The sequence below is a fragment of the Halomonas sp. PAMB 3264 genome, assembly GCF_031954245.1.
GTDB lineage: Bacteria > Pseudomonadota > Gammaproteobacteria > Pseudomonadales > Halomonadaceae > Vreelandella.
This window is the reverse complement of sequence record NZ_CP134866.1, coordinates 2866508-2884843: the sequence shown is the minus strand read 5'-3', so window position 1 is coordinate 2884843 and position 18336 is coordinate 2866508. Positions and strand designations below refer to the sequence as shown.

Annotated in this window: 13 protein-coding genes; 5 read left to right on the top strand and 8 right to left on the bottom strand. The window is 63.1% G+C overall.

Annotation, left to right across the window (positions count from 1 at the left end):
- Entirely contained in the window at positions 1 to 1731 is a 1731-nt protein-coding gene (locus RN347_RS13030) for a mechanosensitive ion channel family protein (protein WP_311958499.1), read from the top strand.
- A gap of 122 nt (positions 1732 to 1853) precedes the next feature.
- Here RN347_RS13030 and RN347_RS13025 read toward each other — a convergent pair whose 3' ends face one another.
- Together RN347_RS13025 and RN347_RS13020 are read right to left on the bottom strand one after the other, a co-directional pair.
- Positions 1854 to 2453, bottom strand: a complete 600-nt coding sequence (locus tag RN347_RS13025; RefSeq protein ID WP_263586378.1) for a nitroreductase family protein — start codon at positions 2451 to 2453, stop codon at positions 1854 to 1856.
- A 152-nt stretch (positions 2454 to 2605) separates the two neighbouring features.
- Positions 2606 to 5752, bottom strand: coding sequence for an MFS transporter (locus tag RN347_RS13020; RefSeq protein WP_311958498.1), 3147 nt, complete (start codon positions 5750 to 5752; stop codon positions 2606 to 2608).
- Positions 5753 to 6027: 275 nt separating this feature from the next.
- On the opposite strand from RN347_RS13020, the gene RN347_RS13015 reads away from it, so the two are divergent.
- A complete protein-coding gene (locus RN347_RS13015; protein WP_311958497.1) occupies positions 6028 to 6882 on the top strand; it encodes a putative RNA methyltransferase in 855 nt (284 codons plus the stop codon).
- Between the two features lie 99 nt (positions 6883 to 6981).
- On the opposite strand, the gene RN347_RS13010 is transcribed toward RN347_RS13015, so the two are convergent.
- Positions 6982 to 7188: a cold-shock protein gene (locus tag RN347_RS13010; protein WP_252106441.1), complete on the bottom strand. Its 207-nt coding sequence runs from the start codon at positions 7186 to 7188 to the stop codon at positions 6982 to 6984.
- A gap of 232 nt (positions 7189 to 7420) precedes the next feature.
- Positions 7421 to 8632 carry an MFS transporter gene (locus tag RN347_RS13005; protein WP_311958496.1) on the bottom strand — a complete coding sequence of 404 codons (1212 nt, stop codon included), beginning with the start codon at positions 8630 to 8632 and terminating at the stop codon, positions 7421 to 7423.
- Positions 8633 to 8732: 100 nt separating this feature from the next.
- On the opposite strand from RN347_RS13005, the gene RN347_RS13000 reads away from it, so the two are divergent.
- Entirely contained in the window at positions 8733 to 9578 is an 846-nt protein-coding gene (locus RN347_RS13000; RefSeq protein ID WP_311958495.1) for a helix-turn-helix transcriptional regulator, read from the top strand.
- A gap of 82 nt (positions 9579 to 9660) precedes the next feature.
- Positions 9661 to 10926, top strand: a complete 1266-nt coding sequence (locus tag RN347_RS12995) for a dicarboxylate/amino acid:cation symporter (protein WP_311958494.1) — start codon at positions 9661 to 9663, stop codon at positions 10924 to 10926.
- A gap of 91 nt (positions 10927 to 11017) precedes the next feature.
- Here the strand turns inward: RN347_RS12995 and RN347_RS12990 are convergent, their stop codons facing one another.
- Positions 11018 to 11191, bottom strand: coding sequence for a YqaE/Pmp3 family membrane protein (locus tag RN347_RS12990; protein ID WP_263586384.1), 174 nt, complete (start codon positions 11189 to 11191; stop codon positions 11018 to 11020).
- Positions 11192 to 11421: 230 nt separating this feature from the next.
- On the opposite strand from RN347_RS12990, the gene RN347_RS12985 reads away from it, so the two are divergent.
- On the top strand, positions 11422 to 13473 hold the full coding sequence (locus tag RN347_RS12985; protein ID WP_311958493.1) for a TonB-dependent receptor: 2052 nt from the start codon (positions 11422 to 11424) through the stop codon (positions 13471 to 13473).
- Positions 13474 to 13565: 92 nt separating this feature from the next.
- Here RN347_RS12985 and RN347_RS12980 read toward each other — a convergent pair whose 3' ends face one another.
- The 3 genes from RN347_RS12980 to RN347_RS12970 all read right to left on the bottom strand — a co-directional run bounded on the left by RN347_RS12980 (position 13566) and on the right by RN347_RS12970 (position 18013).
- Positions 13566 to 16121 (bottom strand): glucose/quinate/shikimate family membrane-bound PQQ-dependent dehydrogenase, encoded by a 2556-nt coding sequence (locus RN347_RS12980; RefSeq protein ID WP_311958492.1) that lies wholly within the window; start codon positions 16119 to 16121, stop codon positions 13566 to 13568.
- A gap of 273 nt (positions 16122 to 16394) precedes the next feature.
- Positions 16395 to 17399 (bottom strand): NADP-dependent oxidoreductase, encoded by a 1005-nt coding sequence (locus RN347_RS12975; RefSeq protein ID WP_311958491.1) that lies wholly within the window; start codon positions 17397 to 17399, stop codon positions 16395 to 16397.
- 293 nt (positions 17400 to 17692) lie between these two features.
- Positions 17693 to 18013, bottom strand: coding sequence for a septal ring lytic transglycosylase RlpA family protein (locus tag RN347_RS12970; RefSeq protein WP_263586388.1), 321 nt, complete (start codon positions 18011 to 18013; stop codon positions 17693 to 17695).
- Positions 18014 to 18336: the final 323 nt, after the last annotated feature.

Here is an 18336-nt window from a genome sequence, read left to right as displayed (position 1 = left end):
ATGAAACGAAGTAGGTGGTGGCCTTTACAGGCGTTGGCGCTGCTCGCCTGGCTGTGCATCGGTGTGGCTCAGGCCCAGGAGGCTGGCAACGACGACGGGCTCTGGTTCTCGGTGGATGAAATCAACCCGGGGCTTGGCGAGCTTCCCGAAGACGTCTCCCGCGTGACGCCGCGCGACACGATCCGAAGCTTTCTCCAGCTGACCCGTGATGAGAACTACGCCGCCGCAGCGCACATTCTCAATCTCTCCGATATCGATATTGGCGAGCAGCGCGAGCGCGGCGCCGAGCTTGCCATGCAGCTCTCCGAGGTGCTCAAGCGCGGCGACTGGCTCTCCACCTCCAATCTTCCTGCCCGGCAGGATGCGGTGATCGAAAGCTCCCCCGGCGAAAACCCGATGGCCGGTAAGCCGCGCCGGAATATCGAGATCTCGGCGCTCGAAAGTGGTGGCGAGACCTACGACATCCGTCTGGGGCGCTATCACGTCGAGGATCAGGAGCCTGTCTGGCTGATCATGCCCGAAAGCGTGGCCTCCATTTCGATTCTCTACGACGCCTTCGGCCCTTCCTGGGTCGAAGAGCAGCTTCCCGAGCGCTTGAAGGTGTCGCTGGGCCCGCTCATGGTCTGGGAGTGGATCGCCATTCCGCTGTTTTTGTTGCTGATCGCCGCGCTCGGCTGGGTCGTCAACAAGGTCGTCGTATTCCTGGCGCACGTGCTGCCCACGGGCGGTATCAGCATCTTCGTTACGCGCATCAAGCTGCCCGTGTCGCTTTTGGTGATGTCGTTCATTACCCGCACGATGCTGGACTACGTGGTGTCGTTTTCCGCCATGGCCACGACCACGTTTCGGGTACTGCTGGTCATGGTCATTGCCTGGAGTCTGGGCTCCATCGCGCTGCGCCTGGTCGATACCATTTTGCTCAACATGGCGCGCAAGCTCGTGGGCGAAATCGACGACACCAAATCCCGCGACGAGCGCCGCTTTCTCACCTCGCTCTACGCCGCGCGCCGGGCGATCATCCTGTTCACCGTCGTGGGCGTGTCGCTCTACGTGCTGAGCCAGATCCAGCTGTTCGAGACCCTTGGGCTCTCCATTCTGGCCTCCGCCAGCGTGCTGGCAGTGCTGGTGGGTATCGCGGGTCAGGCGGTGCTGGGCAACATTCTCTCCTCGTTTCAGCTATCGCTCGCCAAGCCGATCCGCGTGGGCGATCTGGTCATGTTCGAGGGGCAGTGGAGCTACGTCGAGGGAATCTTCTACACCTACATTCGCCTGCGGGTCTGGGACGAGCGACGCCTGATCGTGCCGGTGACCTACTTCGTCTCCAAACCCTTCGAGAACCTCTCGGTCAAAAGCTCCAAGCTCTACCGCTACGTGGAGTTGACGCTGCATATCAGCGCCAATATCAATACCCTGCGCAAGAAGTTCATGGAGTACGCCGAGCAGCAGGAGCACGTGGTCGAGAACCACCGCTTGATGTGCGCGGTCACGGCGCAAAACGGCTCGCAGCAAACCCTGACCTGCTACTTCGTCACCTCCGAGCCGCTTCTGGGCTGGTACACCGAGGTCGAGCTCAGGGAGAAGATGCTGACCTTCATCCGCGATCATCATCCCGAATGGTGGCCGCGCGACATCATGGTGGTGAGCCGTGAGGATATCGCCAAGGGCGAGGGCGCCAAAATGCAGAAGACCATCATGGCCACCTCCGCGCCCAAGCCGGAAAGCGACGATTGACCGGCGCGCCATGCAAAAGCCCCGCGGCGAGCGCCGGCGGGGCTTTTTTAGGTCTGCAGGTCGCGTCAGCGCTTAGGTCTGGCTGAAAAGTAGGCGAGCGCAGGCACTTTTTTAGACAGAGCCTAGGCGAAAACGCGAAAACGCTCGTTATCGTCCATGAAGGTTTTCTCACCAAATTCGCCTTCGTGAGAACCAAACGGCATCTGCGCGCGAAGCTTCCAGGTGGGCGGCAGGTTCCACTCCTTAGCCACCGCTTCGTCGATGATCGGGTTGTAGTGCTGCAGGCTCGCGCCGATGTTGGCCTCCGCCAGCGCCGTCCACACCGCGAACTGGGCGATGCCGGTGGAGTGCTCCGACCAGACCGGGAAGTTGTCGGCATAGAGCGGGAATTTCTCCTGCAGATTCTTGATCACATCCTGCTCTTCGAAAAAGAGCACCGTGCCGGCGCCAGCGGCGAAGCCGTTCACTTTCTTCTCGGTCGAGTCAAAGGACTCCGGCGGCACCATTTCACGCAGCGTATCCATGACGATCTGCCAGAACCGGCCGTGCGCCTCGTCGAACAGAATGACTGCGCGCGAGCTTTGCGAGTTGAACGACGACGGCGCCAGCTTCACCGCCTTTTGAATCAGCTCGGACGTTTCATCCTGACTCAGCGGGATCTCCTTGCCGATCGCGTACTGGCTGCGACGATTTTCGAAAACATCAATGGCGGGATTGGTCATTCGAACTCTCCTTGTAGATCGAGGATATGGGGGCTACGCCCCCGGGAGGTGCGTCATCGCAATGCGCGTAATTTAGATCATCGCGATGCGCTAATCCATCGGGAAAAGTCCGCGCATGGCGTGAAGAAAATTCGCGCAGGCGAGCCGCGCGGCTATCTCGAAGTCGCCGATGACACCAGCGTCAAAAAGCCGTCTGCATCCAGGTAGCCGTCGTCGTCGGTGACAAGCCAGATGTCGCCGTCGATCTCCTTGAGCGCTTTGGCCGTGCTCGCCTCATCGTTGAGGTAGCCCTGCATTACCTGAGGCCCGCTGATCAGTATTCGGCCGACGGCGTCGGTGGGCCTTTCTTGAAAGTTATCGACGTCGACGATCTTGATGCTGGTGCCGGGCAGCGGCATGCCGACGCTTCCCATCCGGGCGCCGCGCTGCACCTGCAGGTAGTTGACGTCGAGCGCGTCCGGCAGGTTGACCGTGGCGACCGGGGCGGCTTCGGTCACGCCGTAGCCTTCGAGGATCAGCTTGCGGAACTTGCGCTCGAAGGCGTCCCTGAGCTCGCCGTCCACCGGCTCGCCGCCGGCCACCACCACGCGAAGGCTTTCCAGCATGAGCGGATGCACGTCGTCGCTTTGCGTCAGCCGGCGCAAAAAAGAGGCGTTGGTGCACAGCACGCTGACCCGGTAGCGGGCGAGCGCCCGGGCAACACCGACGCTGTCGTTGGGCTCCTCGTGGCACACAAGCGGTAGCCCTTCGATCAGCGGTAAAAGCTGGGTCGCGGTCAGTCCATAGGCGTTGAACGGCGAAAGGCTTGCCATGATGGCGTCGCCGTGCTCGGTGTTGAGCGCATCCGAGAGCTGCTTGACGTTGGCCATCAGGTTACGGTGGCTAAGCTTGACGCCCTTGAGTCGCTCGGGCGTGTCGCCGGTAAACACGATGGCCGCCGTGGCGCCTGGCCGGCGTGCCCGGCTGTAAAGGCCGATCAGCACCCAGGCCGGCAGGCACCTGATCGCCAGCGCGGTTTTGATGCGCTCGCCTCGCCCGGGCACCAGCTCCTCCAGATACACTACCTGCCGGTCGGCAAGTAAAGCGGTGACGTCCACCCCGCGGCGTTCAAGGCGCGCAATGTACGCGCGCGAGGTGACGATCGTGGTGATATGGGCGCGGGCGAGCACCGCCTTGAAAACGTCAGCGGCCTCGGGGTCGAGGTGCACCGGCGTCTTGTTCGCCGTGAGCGCAGCCATCGTGGTCAGCACGCCGTCGATACTCAAGGGCAGCAGCAGCCCCAGCGGCGCCTGGGGGCTGAGTGGGGCAAGCCGGCGGGCGAGCATGAGGCTTTCGCCCAGCGCCTGGCGGGCGCTGAGCGAGCGGCGGGCGGTATCGATCAGCGCCGACTCCTTCGGGCGGCGTTTGACGCTTTTGATCCAGGCGTCGCTCAGGGTATCGAGATGCTCAAGGGCGTGATGCCAGGAGCGGGTCGCCTGATCGAAAATGCGCCGCTTGAGTACGTCCGCCGGGGTGTTTTTGGGCAGCGCCTCGCCAAAGGCGACCACGACCGCGCGATGAAGCGGCGCCTGGCGTAGGGTCTTGAGCCGCTCGGAGGAGCGCGAGAACTGGCTACCCCACAGCCCGCGCAGATAAAACGGCACGATGACCACGTCCGGGTTGGCCTTTTCACAGGCGCGCTGGTAGCCGCGGCGAAACGCGCCGAGCTGGCCGGTGCGGCTGATCGCGCCTTCGGGAAACAGGCACACCACCTCACCGGCGTTGAGCTGGGCCGCCACCGCCTCCAGCGCCTTCTCGGCGTTTTCGCCACGCTCGATCGGAATGCAGCCCAGTGCTTTCAAAAAGCCGCGCAGGTACCAGCGATCGAACACGCTTTTAAGCATCACAAAGCGCACCGGCCGGGGGCAGGCGATCTGCACCATCGCCCAGTCGATCCAACTGATGTGATTACCGAGCAGCAGCACCCCGCCGCGGGAGGGCAGGTGCTCCAGACCCTGAACCGAGACCCGGTAGTGGCGGGTGAGCAGAAAGCTCAGCACGAAGCGCACCAGACTCTGGGGGAGTTTCACCAGGGTGTAGGCGCCGCCCAGCAGCGCCACGGCGGCGATCAGCACCAGCAGGTAGCGGCTATCGAGTCCGGCCATCACCATCAGCGCAGTGACGATCAAAAAGCCGAGCATGGTCAGGTGCTGGAACGCGTTACTCACCGCCAGCACGTAACCAAGCTCGCGCTCCTCGGCGTGAAACTGGATCAGCGCGTTGAGCACCACGATGAAGAGCCCGCCCATGGTGCCCAGGAAAACGAAGTTGAGCGCCTGGACCCAGGCAGAGGTGATGAACGGCAAACACATAAGCCCCAGCGCCATGCCGAGCGCGCCGATCGGAATCAGCCCGGTTTCGAGGCGGTTTTTCGAAAAGTGGCTGGCAAGCGCCGAGCCGAGCGCGATGCCCAAACCGCTGGCGGCGAGAATGCCCTGCAAAACCAGCGTGCTCTCGACGCCCAGCGCTCCCTTGGCGTAGGCGGGGAAGGTGGCCAGCAGCACCTGGCCGACGGACCAGAACGTGGCAAGCCCGATGATGCAAAGACGCAGCACCGGCTGGCGCGCTACGCGGTGAAGGCTTTGGCGCATCGAGCTAGCGCTCAGTGTGCGCTTGTACTGGCGCCGCCCGGCCGGCTGCACCGGTTGATCCGGCGACAGGCGATAAAGCGCCACGACCTGCAGCAAACTGCCCGCTACCAGTAGCCAGCCAAGCGGTGCGACGACGGCCAGTACTTGGCCTGGCGTTGCGACGCTTGCGCCGATTTGCTGTTCGAACAGCGCGGTGAACACCAGGGTGGCGCCCAGAATCGCCGCAATGGTGATGGCCTGCACCAGGCCGTTGGCCTCGGCCAGGCGCTGCTTGCCAAACAGGCCCTTGATCAGCGCGTACTTCGCCGCCGAGTAAAACGTCGACTGAATCGCCAGCAAGAGCGTGAGCGTAAGCGCCAGCCAGAAAAGCCCGGCGTAGTAGGCCGCGGTGATTGCAAGCGAGATGCCTAGCGCCAGCCAGCCAAACGCCCGCAACACCCGCACGCGAGCGAAGGCGCTGGCGGCGAAGCCGGCGGGCATGAAGAGTACGATGAATGGCAGCAGAATCAACGCGTTCAACAGCGTCGTAAGCGCGATTTGGGCGCCGCCCTCGACGCTTTTGAACAGCGTGTTCTGAATCACGACCTTGTGGCCCAGATCGATGAAGGCGTTGAGAAAGATCGCGATCAGGTAGGGCCAAACGCCCTGGACGCTTAACACGTGCCACATGAAGAGTCAGCCTCGTCGTTTCGAAGTGCCTAGACTTTCTTTTAAGCGCGCCCCGGGTGCAAGCTTTTCGAGTGATTGCGCGCTTTTCGCACTCGATATGACGTGCTCGCCTGGTAGGACGGCGCCACTTTTTGGCCAGCTTTTTGATACGCTAGCCCTTTTGCGTTTAAGCCCGGTTGGCTAACCCGGTTGGCTCACCCGACGGGCGACAGGGCCACGTTTTCGAGTTCGGCGCCGTGCCGGGTTCACATCTCCTTCCATGAAGAGCCACTTTTATGTCGACGACTCCGTTTCAATCGCTTGCATGCCCGCTCGATGGTCAGCCGCTCTCTCTTGTCAGCGGCGCCTGGCGCTGCGCGGCGGGGCACAGTTTCGATATCGCCAAACAGGGCCACGTGAACCTTTTGCCGGTGCAGCAAAAGCGCTCCGTCGACCCCGGCGACAGCAAGGTCATGGTGGCGGCGCGTCAGCGCTTTCTGGGGGCCGGCCACTATCAGGTCATCGCCGACGCGGTCAGCGCCGCGGCGCTCGAAGGCGCGTCAGAGAACGAACCGTTGGCGTGTCTGGACGCCGGCTGCGGGGAAGGCTACTACCTGCGCCGTCTGGCGCAGGCGTCTGACGGCGCGCTTTCGCTGATGGGGTTGGATATTTCGAAGTGGGCAGTGCTCGCCGCCGCCCGGCAAAGCCGCCCGCCGTCGCCGGTGCTGGACATTCGCTGGGCGGTCGGTAGCAACGCCAGCCTGCCGGTGCAGAGCCAAACCCTCGACCGGCTTTTGTGCATGTTCGGCTTTCCCGTGGCGAGCGAGTTCGAACGCGTGCTGAAGCCCGGCGGCGTCTGGCTACAGGTCGAGGCCGGGCCCGAGCATCTGCGCGAGCTGCGCGAAATCATTTATCCCCGCCTCAAGGCGCCGCGCGCAGATGATGCCCCGACGCCCGCTGGATTCGAGCACGCTAGCACGCGCCGTGTCAGCGACCGCTTTACGCTGGAAAGCGCCGAGGAGATTGCCGATCTCTTGGCGATGACCCCGCATCTTTACCGGGCCAGCAGTGAAGGGCGGGAGAGGGCGCAGGCGCTCGAGACGCTGACGCTGACGATCGACGTGGTGATCAAGCGGTGGGTTAGGGCGTGATAACGGGCGCTGGAGGGAAGCGCCCAAACGCAAAAAGGCCCGCATGAGCGGGCCTTTTAGTGCGGGCTAGAGCCCGCTCAAACAGTCTAATCTAAAAGATTAAGAAGTCTGCTTGATGTTAGAAGCCTGAAGGCCTTTTTTACCCTGGGTTACGTCGAAAGATACAGTTGCACCTTCCTGCAGAGTTTTGAAGCCGTCAGCTTGAATTTCGGAGAAATGAGCAAAAAGGTCGTCGCCGCCGTCAGAAGGAGCGATGAAACCGAAACCTTTAGTGTCGTTGAACCATTTAACTGTGCCAGTTGCCATGTCTAAATCCTTTCGCGCAATGTGCGCTGTTATAACGTTCCTGGTATTACCCAGATGAAGTGGCGGGTGAAACAAGGAATACAATATCAGGCTGCCGAAAAGATCGTACGCTTCTGAAACCATGCTGCTTGCTAACCACTGGCCACACAGTGTCACGATTGGCGCGACGCGTCAAAGCCTTTTTGCATTTATTTTCACGTCTGGTCGGCAAGCCATCAGGCGGCGGGCGATCTCAGCGCCGGTGCGCCCTGGCAAGGAGCAAGAGTTGCAAAAAAGCACCCAGCGCGGCAGCGCCGGCCGCTGCCAATGCCAGATGCCAGGGCGACAGCCCGCCGGTGAGGATCAGCCCGCCGGCACCGGCTCCCAGGGCGCTGCCGAGATAGAGCGCGGACTCGTTCAGCGCCACCGCCAAATGCGCATCGCCATGAGGGGCGCGCACCTGCATGAGCCGATTGTTCTGCGGCACCTGAAGCGCCCATCCCACGGCGCCCCACAAGGCGATGGGTAAGAGTGCCATTAGCGGGTGCTGGGCCGCAGCCAATGGCAGGGCGATCAGTGCCATCGTCAGCACTAGCATGATGACCAGGGTGACGCGCGCCTCGAGGTAGCGGTCGACGAAGGGCCCGATCAGAAAGCTGCCTGCGATGCCGCCCACTCCCCATACCCATAGATAGAGCGCGATAGACGAGACGCCGCCGAAGGCGGGCGCGGCCATGAACGGCGCGATAAAGGTATACATGCCAAGACTGGCGATCGCCGCCAGCAGCGACACGCTCAGAATGCCAAGCGTTGGCGGATGCTTCAACATGGCGAGCTTTTGCCGCAAGGGCGTTGGCGCGGGGGCGGGTAGGCGAGGCAGCTTGATGACAAGCCCGGCGGTGGCGATGGCCCCCAGGGCTGCTACGAGCCAGAAGGCCACCGCCCAGCCGAGGCGCTCGGCCAGCGCCAGGCCCAGGGGCACCCCCAGCACCGTGCCGCTGGCCATGCCGCCCATGATCACCGCCAGCGCTTGGCCGCGACGCCCCTCGCGTGAAATGGCGCCCGCTGCCGCAATGCCGAGTGCCAGGTACACGCCTGCTGCCACCCCGGCGACACCCCGCCAGATCAGCAGTGCGATGAAGCTGGTGCTCATCGCGCAGAGCGCGTTGGCCAGCACGAACACCACCAGCGCAGCGATCAGCCCCTCGCGCTGACAGCGGCCAGGCAGCAGCGTCACGACCACCGGCGAGCCCACGGCGTAGGCCAGTGTGAAGGCCGTGACCAGCTGGGCCGCCGCCGCATCGAGAATGAATAGCTCCCGGGTGATCAGCGGTATCAGCCCCGCGGTGACGTAGGACGCCACCCCCAAGGCAAACGCGCCTAACGCGATCAGCGCCACGCTGAGTCGCGTCGAAAAACGGGTAGCGTCTGACGATGAAAAGGATGATCGAGAAGAGAGGGACATGGGCGCTCCGGTCGGGCGTGAAAAAATGAACGCCGCCATATTGAAGCGCGATTTAAAGGGGTACAATTTAATCCTTTATGCTATTACAAAAGGTATCCGCGTGGTCCAGACACGAACGCTTGCGCGTACCCGCCCCGAGCTCGGCGCGTTTCTGAAAAGCCGCCGCGAGCGTATCGCCCCTGAGGCGGCGGGGCTCCCCAGCGGCGCGCGCCGGCGCACCCCCGGGCTTCGCCGTGAAGAGGTGGCCGCCCTTGCCGGCGTCGGCGTGACCTGGTACACCTGGCTCGAGCAGGGCCGCGATATTCGCGCCTCGAGCGACTTTCTCGAGCGCCTGGCGCGCATCTTCAAGCTCGATGCGACCGAGCGGCGCCATCTGTTTTTGCTGGCCCACCAGCGGCTTCCGTCGGAGCCCGGCAAGACCTGGTGCGAGGTGCCGCCGCTGGTACACCGGCTGATGGCGGATCTGCCGACCCGCCCAAGCTACGTACTCAACCTGCGCTGGGACGTGCTGGCGTTCAATTCCGCCGCCGATGCGCTGTTTGGCTTCTCCCGCCACGCGGTTGAAACGCGCAACCTGTTGTGGCTGCTGTTCACCGACCCGGCCATCCGCGCGCTGTTCGACCCTTGGCAGGCCCAAGCGCGGCAGATGCTGGGAAGCTTCAAGCGCGACGCTGCCCGCGCCCCGGCGGACCCGGCGCTGAATGCTCTGGTCGAGACGCTCAGTCAGGTCGACGAGGAGTTTCGCGTCTGGTGGCCGGACCAGGAGATCCATGGGCCTTGTTTGGGCGTGCGCACGCTCAGCGTGGCGCCACTCGGCGCGGTGGAGGTCGAGCATATTTCATTGACCATCGACGACGAGCACCACCTGCGCCTGGTCTATTACGCGGCCCGGGATGACGCATTGGAGACATTACTGAAAGAGTGCGTGACGCCTGGTGAGAGTTAAAGCGCGCCAGGGCGTCTATACTCCCGCCCAGCCGGGTTCGCCCGCGAGGCGGTATTCATTTGAGCAAGTTGGGGCAAGAATCATGAAAACGTTACTGCAGGGCTACCTGCGCACCTCGTTGATTCTGCGCGTCAGCATCGCGCTGGTGCTGGGGGTGCTCACCGGGCTGTTCGGCGGCGAGACGCTGATCGCGTGGCTTTCACCGCTTGGCGATTTGCTGCTGCGCCTGTTGACCTTTTTGATCGTACCGATCGTGCTTTTCACGCTGATGGTGGGCATCAATCAATCCCAGGAAGGCAGCGTTGGGCGTATCGGCGGCAAGGTGCTGCTCTATTATCTCGCCTCGTCGGCGCTGGCGATCGTCGTGGGATTGGCCGTGGCCTCGCTGTTCGATCCGGGCAGCAACGCCACGCCCCAGGAGGGCATGAGCTTCTCGGTGCCGGAGAACCCGGGCGTGGTCGAGGCGCTTTTGAACATCGTGCCAAGCAACCTGTTCGGCGCCTTCGTCGAGCTGAATATGCTGGGCATCATCTTCACCGCGCTGGTGTTCGGCATCGCGCTTTTGAAGATGCGTCAGACCTCGCACCAGCGCGCGCTGGGCGAGCGCCTTTACGAAGTGCTGCAGGCGTTGAACGAGGTGACGCTCAAAGTGATGGCGGGCGTGCTTCACGTCGTGCCGATCGGCGTATTCGCCATCGTCGCCGGCACCGTGAGCCAGCAAGGGCTTGGCACGCTGTTGGCGCTGGGCGATATGGTGCTGGTGCTCTACATGGCGCTGGCCGTGCAGCTGGCGCTTTACTGCGTGGCGCTACGCTTTTTCGGCGTGCGCCTTCGCACTTTCTTTCGCGAGGCACGAACGCCGCTGGCCACGGCGTTTGCCACGCAAAGTAGCGCCGGGACACTGCCGCTGACGGTGAACGCGGCGCATCGGCTGGGCATTTCGAAAAGCATCTACGGTTTCAGCCTGCCGCTGGGCGCGACCATGAACATGGATGGCGCCGCCATTCGCATCGCGATCTCAGCGGTGTTCGCCGCCAACGTCATCGGTGCGCCGCTGGATTTCGCCAGCATGGTGCAGATCGTGCTGATCGGCACGTTGGTGTCCGTCGGCACCGCCGGCGTGCCCGGCGCCGGGATCATCATGATTTCCACCGTTTTTACCCAAGTGGGCTTGCCCATCGAAGTGGTGGGGCTTTTGACCGCGATCGACGCACTGGTGGGTATGGGCGCAACCGCACTCAACGTGACCGGCGATCTGACCGGCACGGCGCTGGTCGCGCGCAGCGAAGGCGAGGCGCTCGATGGGGTGGTGGAGGAGACTCATGACGAGACGCTTGAAGCCTCATGATCGCAGCCGCGACGCCTGAATGAAAATTCGAACAAAAAACGGGGCGCTCAAGGCGCCCCGTTTTTTCGATCTCGTCACCGGCGGGTGAGGATCAGTACTTCAAGATCACGTAAAGCGCGTGAATGATGCCAGGAATGAAGCCAAACAGCGTCAGCAGAATGTTGAGCCAGAAATGGCCTTTAAAGCCGACTTCCATGAAGACGCCCAGCGGGGGCAGCAAAATGGCGAAAAGTATCTTGATCGGGTCGGTGGCGGTCAGGGCCATAAAGCCTCCAATGCTTATTCAATAAACGAGCAACGGCCTGTCGCTCGGCTTAGCGAAAAGTGTAGTTGCCCTTGAGGCAGTGTGCGAATGTTTAACGTTTATAGCGTCGGCTATTTAAGTTTGCCCCGACGACTCGCCATCTCTAGCCTGACCCCTTATCCTGCGCTTCTTTCTCTATTGCCGGGCCTTGTGCCCAAGCGTTACTGCGCTCATTAACCCATCGAGGCCCCATGAAGATATTGCTGCCGCCCACCTTTTTTCTGGCAAGCGCCATGGGCGTCCAGCCCGTATTGGCCCAGACGACCCCCGACGAGCAAGCGGTCACCCTCGCGCCGGTCCAGGTCAGCGCTCCAAGACTCGCCCGCGAGCTCTACGCTACCCCGGCGGCGGTGTCGACGCTGGGTGAGGACGAGATTCAGCGCGGTCAGCAGCGCGTGCGCCTGGACGAGTCGCTCGTTCGCGTGCCCGGGGTGTTCGTGCAAAACCGCGATAACTTCGCCCAGGGCCAGCGTATCGCCATTCGCGGCTTCGGCGCCCGCGCCCCGTTTGGCGTGCGCGGCATCACCGTGCGCGTCGACGGCATTCCCTACACGCTGCCCGATGGCCAGGCAGCGCTCGACGCCATCGACCTGGACAGCGCCGAGCGCATCGAGGTGATTCGCGGGCCCTCCTCGGTGCTATATGGCAACGCCGCCGGCGGGGTCATCGACATCACCACCGCCGTTGGGCGCAGCGATCCGGGTTCCAGCGTGCGCGTCGAGGCGGGCAGCGACGGCTACCAGAAGCTTTCGCTTCAAAATGGTGGCCAGAATGGCGACTGGTCTCACCACGTGAGCCTTTCGGGCTTGAACGTGGACGGCTACCGCGAGCAGAGCTTCACCGAGAAGTATCTGCTCAATGCCAAGCTTCGCCGCGAGCTGGGAAGCGAACGCGCCTTGACCGCGATCGTCAACCTGCTCGACAACCCGCGATCAGAAGACCCGGGCGCGCTCAACGCCCGCGAAGTCACCCGGGGCCGCCACCTGGCCGCGCCCAATTCAGTCGCGCTGGACGCACACCAGAACGTCGACCAGCAGCTGGTTGGCCTGCAGTACGAGGATCTGAGCGCGGGCCCCGGTGAGCTCTACGTGAAAGGCTTCTACGCTCGGCGCGATTTCGAGCAGCAGCTGCCCTACGTCGGCGATAGCCGGCTGGGCTATGAGCGCGACTATATTGGCGGCAGCGCCGAGTACCACCACGCCATCGAACTCGGGACGCTGCCGCTGGATTACGTCGTCGGTGTGGATGTCGCGCGCCAGGAAGACGATCGCTTTCGCAACGACGTCAGCGGCGCGGGGGCGGTGGGCGAGCAGGTGGCCCGCGAAAAGCAGACCGCGACGGCCACCGGCGCGTTCGCCCAGGGCGACCTTGGCCTGACGGATCGGCTCACGCTGTCGCTGGGCGCGCGCTTCGATCGCGTCGAGCTCGAGGTCGACGACCGCTACCTTGACGACGGCGATCAAAGCGGCGATCAGACCTTCAACGAGTGGAGCGGCTCGGCGGGGCTCAGCTATCGCTACCGCCCGCAGCATCAGGTCTATCTCAATACCGGCACGGCTTTTGAAACGCCGACGTTTGCCGAGTTCGCCAACCCGGCCGGCGGCGGCTTCAACCCCAGTGTGGAGCCGCAGAAATCCTGGAATCGCGAGGTGGGGCTTCGCGGCTACGTGGCGCCGCTTGCGCTCGACTACGATCTGGCGCTCTTTTCAGTGCGCGTGCGTGATGAGCTGGTGCCTTTCGATGAGGGCGGGCGTACCTTCTACCAGAACGCTGGCAATACCGACCGCGACGGCATGGAGCTCGCGCTTGGCTGGCAGTTTTTGGATCAGTGGCGTCTCGACAGCGCCCTGACGCTCGCGCGTTACACCTTCGATGAGTTCGCCACGCCTACGGCGAACTTCGACGGCAACCGCATTCCGGGCCTGCCGGAGCAGACCTGGATCAGCCAGCTCACCTGGGAAGGCATGGGCGAGCGCTTCGCCACGCTCGAGACCGAATACATCGGCGATCTGCTGGCGGATAACGCCAATGAGGTCGAGGCGGACAGCTACTGGCTGGTGAACCTACGCGTCGGTGACGGCTGGCAGCTCGACGAGCGATCAAGGCTCAATGCGTTTGTTGGCCTGCGCAACGTCTTCGACCGGGAGCACTATTCCAACGTGCGCTTGAACGGCACCTTCGGGCGCTACTATGAGCCGGCGCCGGGGCGCAGCGTCTACGGCGGTGTGGAGCTTACGTTCTAAACCGCTAAATGCGCGTTACACGCAAAACGGGCAGCCCTTGGGCTGCCCGTTTTGCGTTGAAGGCCGGATGACGCACCCGGCCAGCGGCGGGATTACTGTGGCAGCGCGTAGCCGATCACGTAGTCGCCCATTTTTGTGCCGAAGGTGCCGTGACCGCCGGCGCTGACCACCACATACTGGCGGCCGTCAGCGCCGGTATAGGTCATCGGTGTGGCCTGGCCGCCGGCGGGCAGGCGCGCCTTGAAGATCTCTTCACCGGTTTCATGGTTGTAGCCGCGCAGGTACTGATCCAGCGTGCCGCTCATGAAGGTGACGCCGCCCGCCGTGGTGAGCGGGCCGCCCAGCGCAGGAACGCCGACCGGCAGGCCAATCGGCAGGCCCAGCGGCATGCTGTCACGGGTGGTGCCGTTGGGGTGCTTCCAGACGACCTCGTCGTTTTGCAGGTCGATACCGGCCACGTCGCCCCAGGAGGGCGCCTGGCAGGGCAGGTTGAAGATCGACAGCAGCGGGCCGAGCTCGACGGCGTAAGGCGCGCCGGCGTTGGCTTGCAGCCCCTGTTCGCTGGCCGAGCCCTGTTCGCCTTCGACCTCCTCACGCGGGACCAGCGTGGACACGAACGCCAGATACTTGGCGCCGGTGAACAGCGTCTGACGCTCGGGGTCGACGGCAACGCCGCCCCAGTTCATGACGCCGACGTTACCCGGGTAGATGATGCTGCCCTCGAGCGACGGCGGCGTGTACTGGCCTTCGTAGCGCAGCGAGTTGAACTGGATGCGACACATCATCTGATCGAACGGCGAGGCACCCCACATGTCGCGCTCGGTGAGCGGCGCTGGCAATAGGTTCAATGCCGAACGAGGCTGGGTGTCAGCGGTCCGGTCACCCTCGACCGCGCCCTGGGGGGCGGGCACTTCTTCGATCGGCACGATCGCCTCGCCGGTTTCCCGGTTCAATACGTAGAGACTGCCCTGCTTGGTGGGCTGGATCACCGCCGGCTGAACGCCATCAGCGGTGTTCAGGTCGATCAGCACCGGCTGGGCGGGCGTGTCCATATCCCATAAATCGTGGTGAACGAACTGGTAGACCCAGGCGACCTGGCCGGTGTCGAGCGCAAGCGCTACGAGCCCTGCGCTATAGGTTTCGTCGTTTTCGCTGCGGTTACCGCCAAACTGATCCGGCGTGGCGTTACCCATGGGCAGGTAGACGAGCCCGAGCTCCTCGTCGACGCTGATCGGCGCCCAGACGTTGGGCGAGTTACGGGTGTAGGTTTCATCGTCGGCGATGGGGGCGGTGTCGTCCGGATTGCCGCTGTCCCAGTTCCACACAAGCTCCCCGGTGCGCACGTCGAACGCGCGAATTACGCCGGAGGGCTCATCGACCGAGCTGTTGTCGGTTACGTGGCCGCCCAGAATCACCAGGTTTTCGGTGACGGTGGGTGGCGAGGTGGAGTAGTAGCCGCCCGGGTCGAAGCTGCCGATGTTTTGCGTCAGATCCACTTCGCCGCTTTCGCCAAAACCTTCGCAGGGCTCGCCGGTATCGGCGTTGAGCGCGATCAGGCGGGCGTCCGCCGTGGGTAGATAGAGCCTACGCGGGCACATCACGTCGGTTTGGCTCAGCATCGGCACGGCGCTGTCTTCTGTGGCCGTTGGGGCGCTCAGCCGCTCGAGGATCGCCACGTCGATAGCGAAGGCGTCGCGCTCGGCGAACAGCAGTGAAGGCGTGGCATTCTCGCCGTTGGTGACATCGCTGGTCGTCGCGTTATCCGATTCGCTGTTGGCGTCGTTATCAGCCTCAGCGTCGTTGTCGGAATAGTTGGCCGCATCGAAGTAGGCGAGCCCGCGGCAGGTCATGTGCGCCCAGCCGGAGAAGTCGTCGGCGCCCTGGGTGCTGATCTCGGGATCGAACTCCCAAATCGTCTCGCCGGTTTCCGGCGACAGCGCCATGGCGCGGCTGTGCGAGGTGCAGATATAAAGGTGGTCGTTGACTTTCAGCGGCGTGTTCTGATTGGTAATCTCCGGCGGCGCGTTGGGGCCGGGCTCATCGCCGGTCTGGATGCGCCAGGCTTCCTCGAGCTCACCGATGTTGTCGAGCGTGATCTGATCGAGCGACGAGTAGTGGGTGCCGGCGTTGGTGCCGCCGTAAGCGGCCCAGTCGTCACCGGCGACCTGGGCGGGGTTGGCCTCGGCGTTGGCGCGGTTATCGGCAAGCGAGCCTTCGACCACGCCCGGGGCGGTGAACTGGCTGGCAATCGCGACCGCGATAGAGGCAATCACGCCAAGCCCTAGCGCCAGGCTCCCGCCGCGTGAATCAAGCGGCTTGCGCCACCAGGGCAGCAGCATGACGATGGCGATCAGACACGGGATGGCCACCCGCGGCACCAGTTGCCACCAGTCCAGACCCACTTCCCACAGCGCCCAGACGAGGGTCGCCAGCAGCGTGGCGGCGTACAGCCAAAGTGCCGCGCCCTTGCGTAGCGCGAGCAGAATGCCCGTGGCCAGCACGGCGATACCGGCGATCAGATAGTAGGCGCTGCCGCCCAGGCTCACGAGTTGGCCGCCGCCCACGGCCAGCGCCAGCCCCGCAAGGCCGAGCACGACCCCGAGAATCACGGCCGGCCAGGCGGCGCGGGCGCGTTTGTGTTCGTTCATACCATATCCCTGTTACCACGCATGATGGGCAAGCGACTCGTGAGAGTCCTCGCCCGCTTGATGCGCTAACCCATCGGCCGGGGGCGATAAGACGCTTAGTTAAGCGGCCCGAAAGGGCAATGGGTTAGCGCACGCTCTATGGTGAACATTTTAATCGTCAATAGGATATTGGTCGAACGGGTTTGCCGATTTTCACGAAAAAAGGCCGCCGCGAGTACGCGACGGCCTGTTGGGTGCTGAAAAGGCGCTGCTGGCGCGGCTAGCGGCTAGCGGTTAGCCGTCGAGCTTGACCAGCATCTTGCCGGTATTGGCGCCTTCGAACAGCGCGAGGAAGGCATCCGGCGTGCGCTCGAGGCCCTCTTCCACGGTCTCCTTGTAGTCGAACTTGCCCGCGGCGACCTGGGGCGCCACTTCGTTGAGGAAGTAGCCGTAGTTCGACCAGTGGTCGGCGACGATGAAGCCCTGCATCTTCGCCTTGCGGACCACCAACTGCGAAAGATTGCTGGGCCCCGGGGCGGGCTTCTCGGCGTTGTAGCTGTCGATCATGCCGCATACCGCGATGCGCGCGCCTTCGTTGAGCTGGGAAAGCGCCGCCTCCAGGCAGATGCCGCCGACGTTTTCGAAATAGACGTCGATGCCTTCCGGGCTTGCCAGTTTGATAGCGTCGCTCAGCTCACTGGCGGTGCGCTCTTTATAGGTGACCGGCTCCACGCCCACCGACTCGAGCCAGGCGAGCTTGTGCGCCGCGCCGGCAATGCCCACCACGTGGCAACCCTTGGCCTTGGCCAGCTGTGCGACCAGCGAACCAACCGCGCCGCTGGCCGCGCTCACCAGCACGTTGTCGCCGGGCTTGCACTCGGCAATGCGGTTAAGCCCGGTCCAGGCGGTCATGCCCGGCATACCGAGAATACCGAGATAAGCCTGCTCCGGCACGTCGTGGTCCGGCAGCTTGAAAACGCCCTGGGCGGACCCCTGGGCAATATCCCGCCAGCCGCCCATGTGGCTGACCCGGTCGCCGACTTTCAATTTCTCGTCGTTGGATTCGATCACCTCGCCGATCGCACCGCCGTCCATGGGCTTGCCAAGTTCAAAAGGGGGAACGTAGGTATGCACGCCGCTCATCCGCCCGCGCATATAAGGGTCGACCGAAAGCCAGCGGTTGCGAACGCGCACCTCGCCCGGGCCGAGCTCGGGAAGCTCCTGGGTTTCGAGTTTGAAAATCTCGCGGCGGGGTAGCCCTTCCGGATAATCGGTTAGCGTAAAGTAGCGTGACTGCATCAAAGCCTCCTGCGTAGATGAATCGTCTCGCGGCACCGCCAAGCGGCCGTGTCCTGTTAAAGACGGCGTGTTAAAGACAGCCTGTTAAAGACTATAGGCGCCCGGGCAAGTTCGCCAATCGCTAATAAATAAATATCCGGTGTGGTCGAAACGATAAAAGCGGCCCATGAGGGCCGCTTTTTCATCATCGAGCAAGGCGGAAATCAACAGGTGGAGCACGTAGCTCAAGGGGTATCGTACATCGGGGAGTACGCTAGCCGTTAAGTCCACAACGCCCAAGCGTCGTTGGCGGGTTAGTTGACCACCGTCAGCAAGACCGGGGCCGTTCCGCGGCGCACGATGCCGAGCTGGCGCGCCGCGCGCTTGGAAAGATCGATGATTCGGCCCTTGACGAAGGGGCCGCGGTCGTTGATCAGTACTTCGACTTCCTGTCCCGTATCCGGGCGGGTGACCAGCACCTTGCTGCCGAAGGGCAGGCTAGGGTGGGCGGCGGTCAGCGCCTGCTGGTCGAAGGCTTCGCCGCTGGCGGTCGTCGCGCCCTGGAAGCGGTCGCTGTAGAAGGAAGCTACGCCTTGCTGGTCGATGCCCTGGGCGAAAGCGGTGCTGGACGCCATCGTTAATAAAGCCGCGAATAAACCTTGTTTGATGATGTTTGCATGAACTCCCATTGGAGTACCTCAGCTATTGATCTCGATCGGCCATTCTTTAATCAGCGTGTGCATATAAATAAAGGGTTTGCCTAAAGGCTTCGCGATGGTAACGCCCCCAACTGCATTGGGCAAGCTTTGCGATAATCGGCGAAGATGTACCCCAAGTTTCGAATTTAGTTCGCCAAAAATAATTTAAATTGGTCGGTACCGTTTAAGTGCTTCTTTTGTGTAACACTTGTTCGCGTTACAAGGCGATGCAAAACCGTCGGTGCGTTTTATAAGAATCG

Coding starts and splice junctions, on each gene's coding strand:
- RN347_RS13030 (WP_311958499.1), top strand. CDS start 1: ATGAAACGAAGTAGGTGGTGGCCTTTACAGGCGTTGGCGCTGCTCGCC.
- RN347_RS13015 (WP_311958497.1), top strand. CDS start 6,028: ATGTCGACGACTCCGTTTCAATCGCTTGCATGCCCGCTCGATGGTCAG.
- RN347_RS12975 (WP_311958491.1), bottom strand. CDS start 17,399: ATGCAGTCACGCTACTTTACGCTAACCGATTATCCGGAAGGGCTACCC.
- RN347_RS13005 (WP_311958496.1), bottom strand. CDS start 8,632: ATGTCCCTCTCTTCTCGATCATCCTTTTCATCGTCAGACGCTACCCGT.
- RN347_RS12970 (WP_263586388.1), bottom strand. CDS start 18,013: ATGGCGTCCAGCACCGCTTTCGCCCAGGGCATCGACCAGCAAGGCGTA.
- RN347_RS12990 (WP_263586384.1), bottom strand. CDS start 11,191: ATGGCCCTGACCGCCACCGACCCGATCAAGATACTTTTCGCCATTTTG.
- RN347_RS12985 (WP_311958493.1), top strand. CDS start 11,422: ATGAAGATATTGCTGCCGCCCACCTTTTTTCTGGCAAGCGCCATGGGC.
- RN347_RS13010 (WP_252106441.1), bottom strand. CDS start 7,188: ATGGCAACTGGCACAGTTAAATGGTTCAACGACACTAAAGGTTTCGGT.
- RN347_RS12995 (WP_311958494.1), top strand. CDS start 9,661: ATGAAAACGTTACTGCAGGGCTACCTGCGCACCTCGTTGATTCTGCGC.
- RN347_RS13020 (WP_311958498.1), bottom strand. CDS start 5,752: ATGTGGCACGTGTTAAGCGTCCAGGGCGTTTGGCCCTACCTGATCGCG.
- RN347_RS13025 (WP_263586378.1), bottom strand. CDS start 2,453: ATGACCAATCCCGCCATTGATGTTTTCGAAAATCGTCGCAGCCAGTAC.
- RN347_RS12980 (WP_311958492.1), bottom strand. CDS start 16,121: ATGAACGAACACAAACGCGCCCGCGCCGCCTGGCCGGCCGTGATTCTC.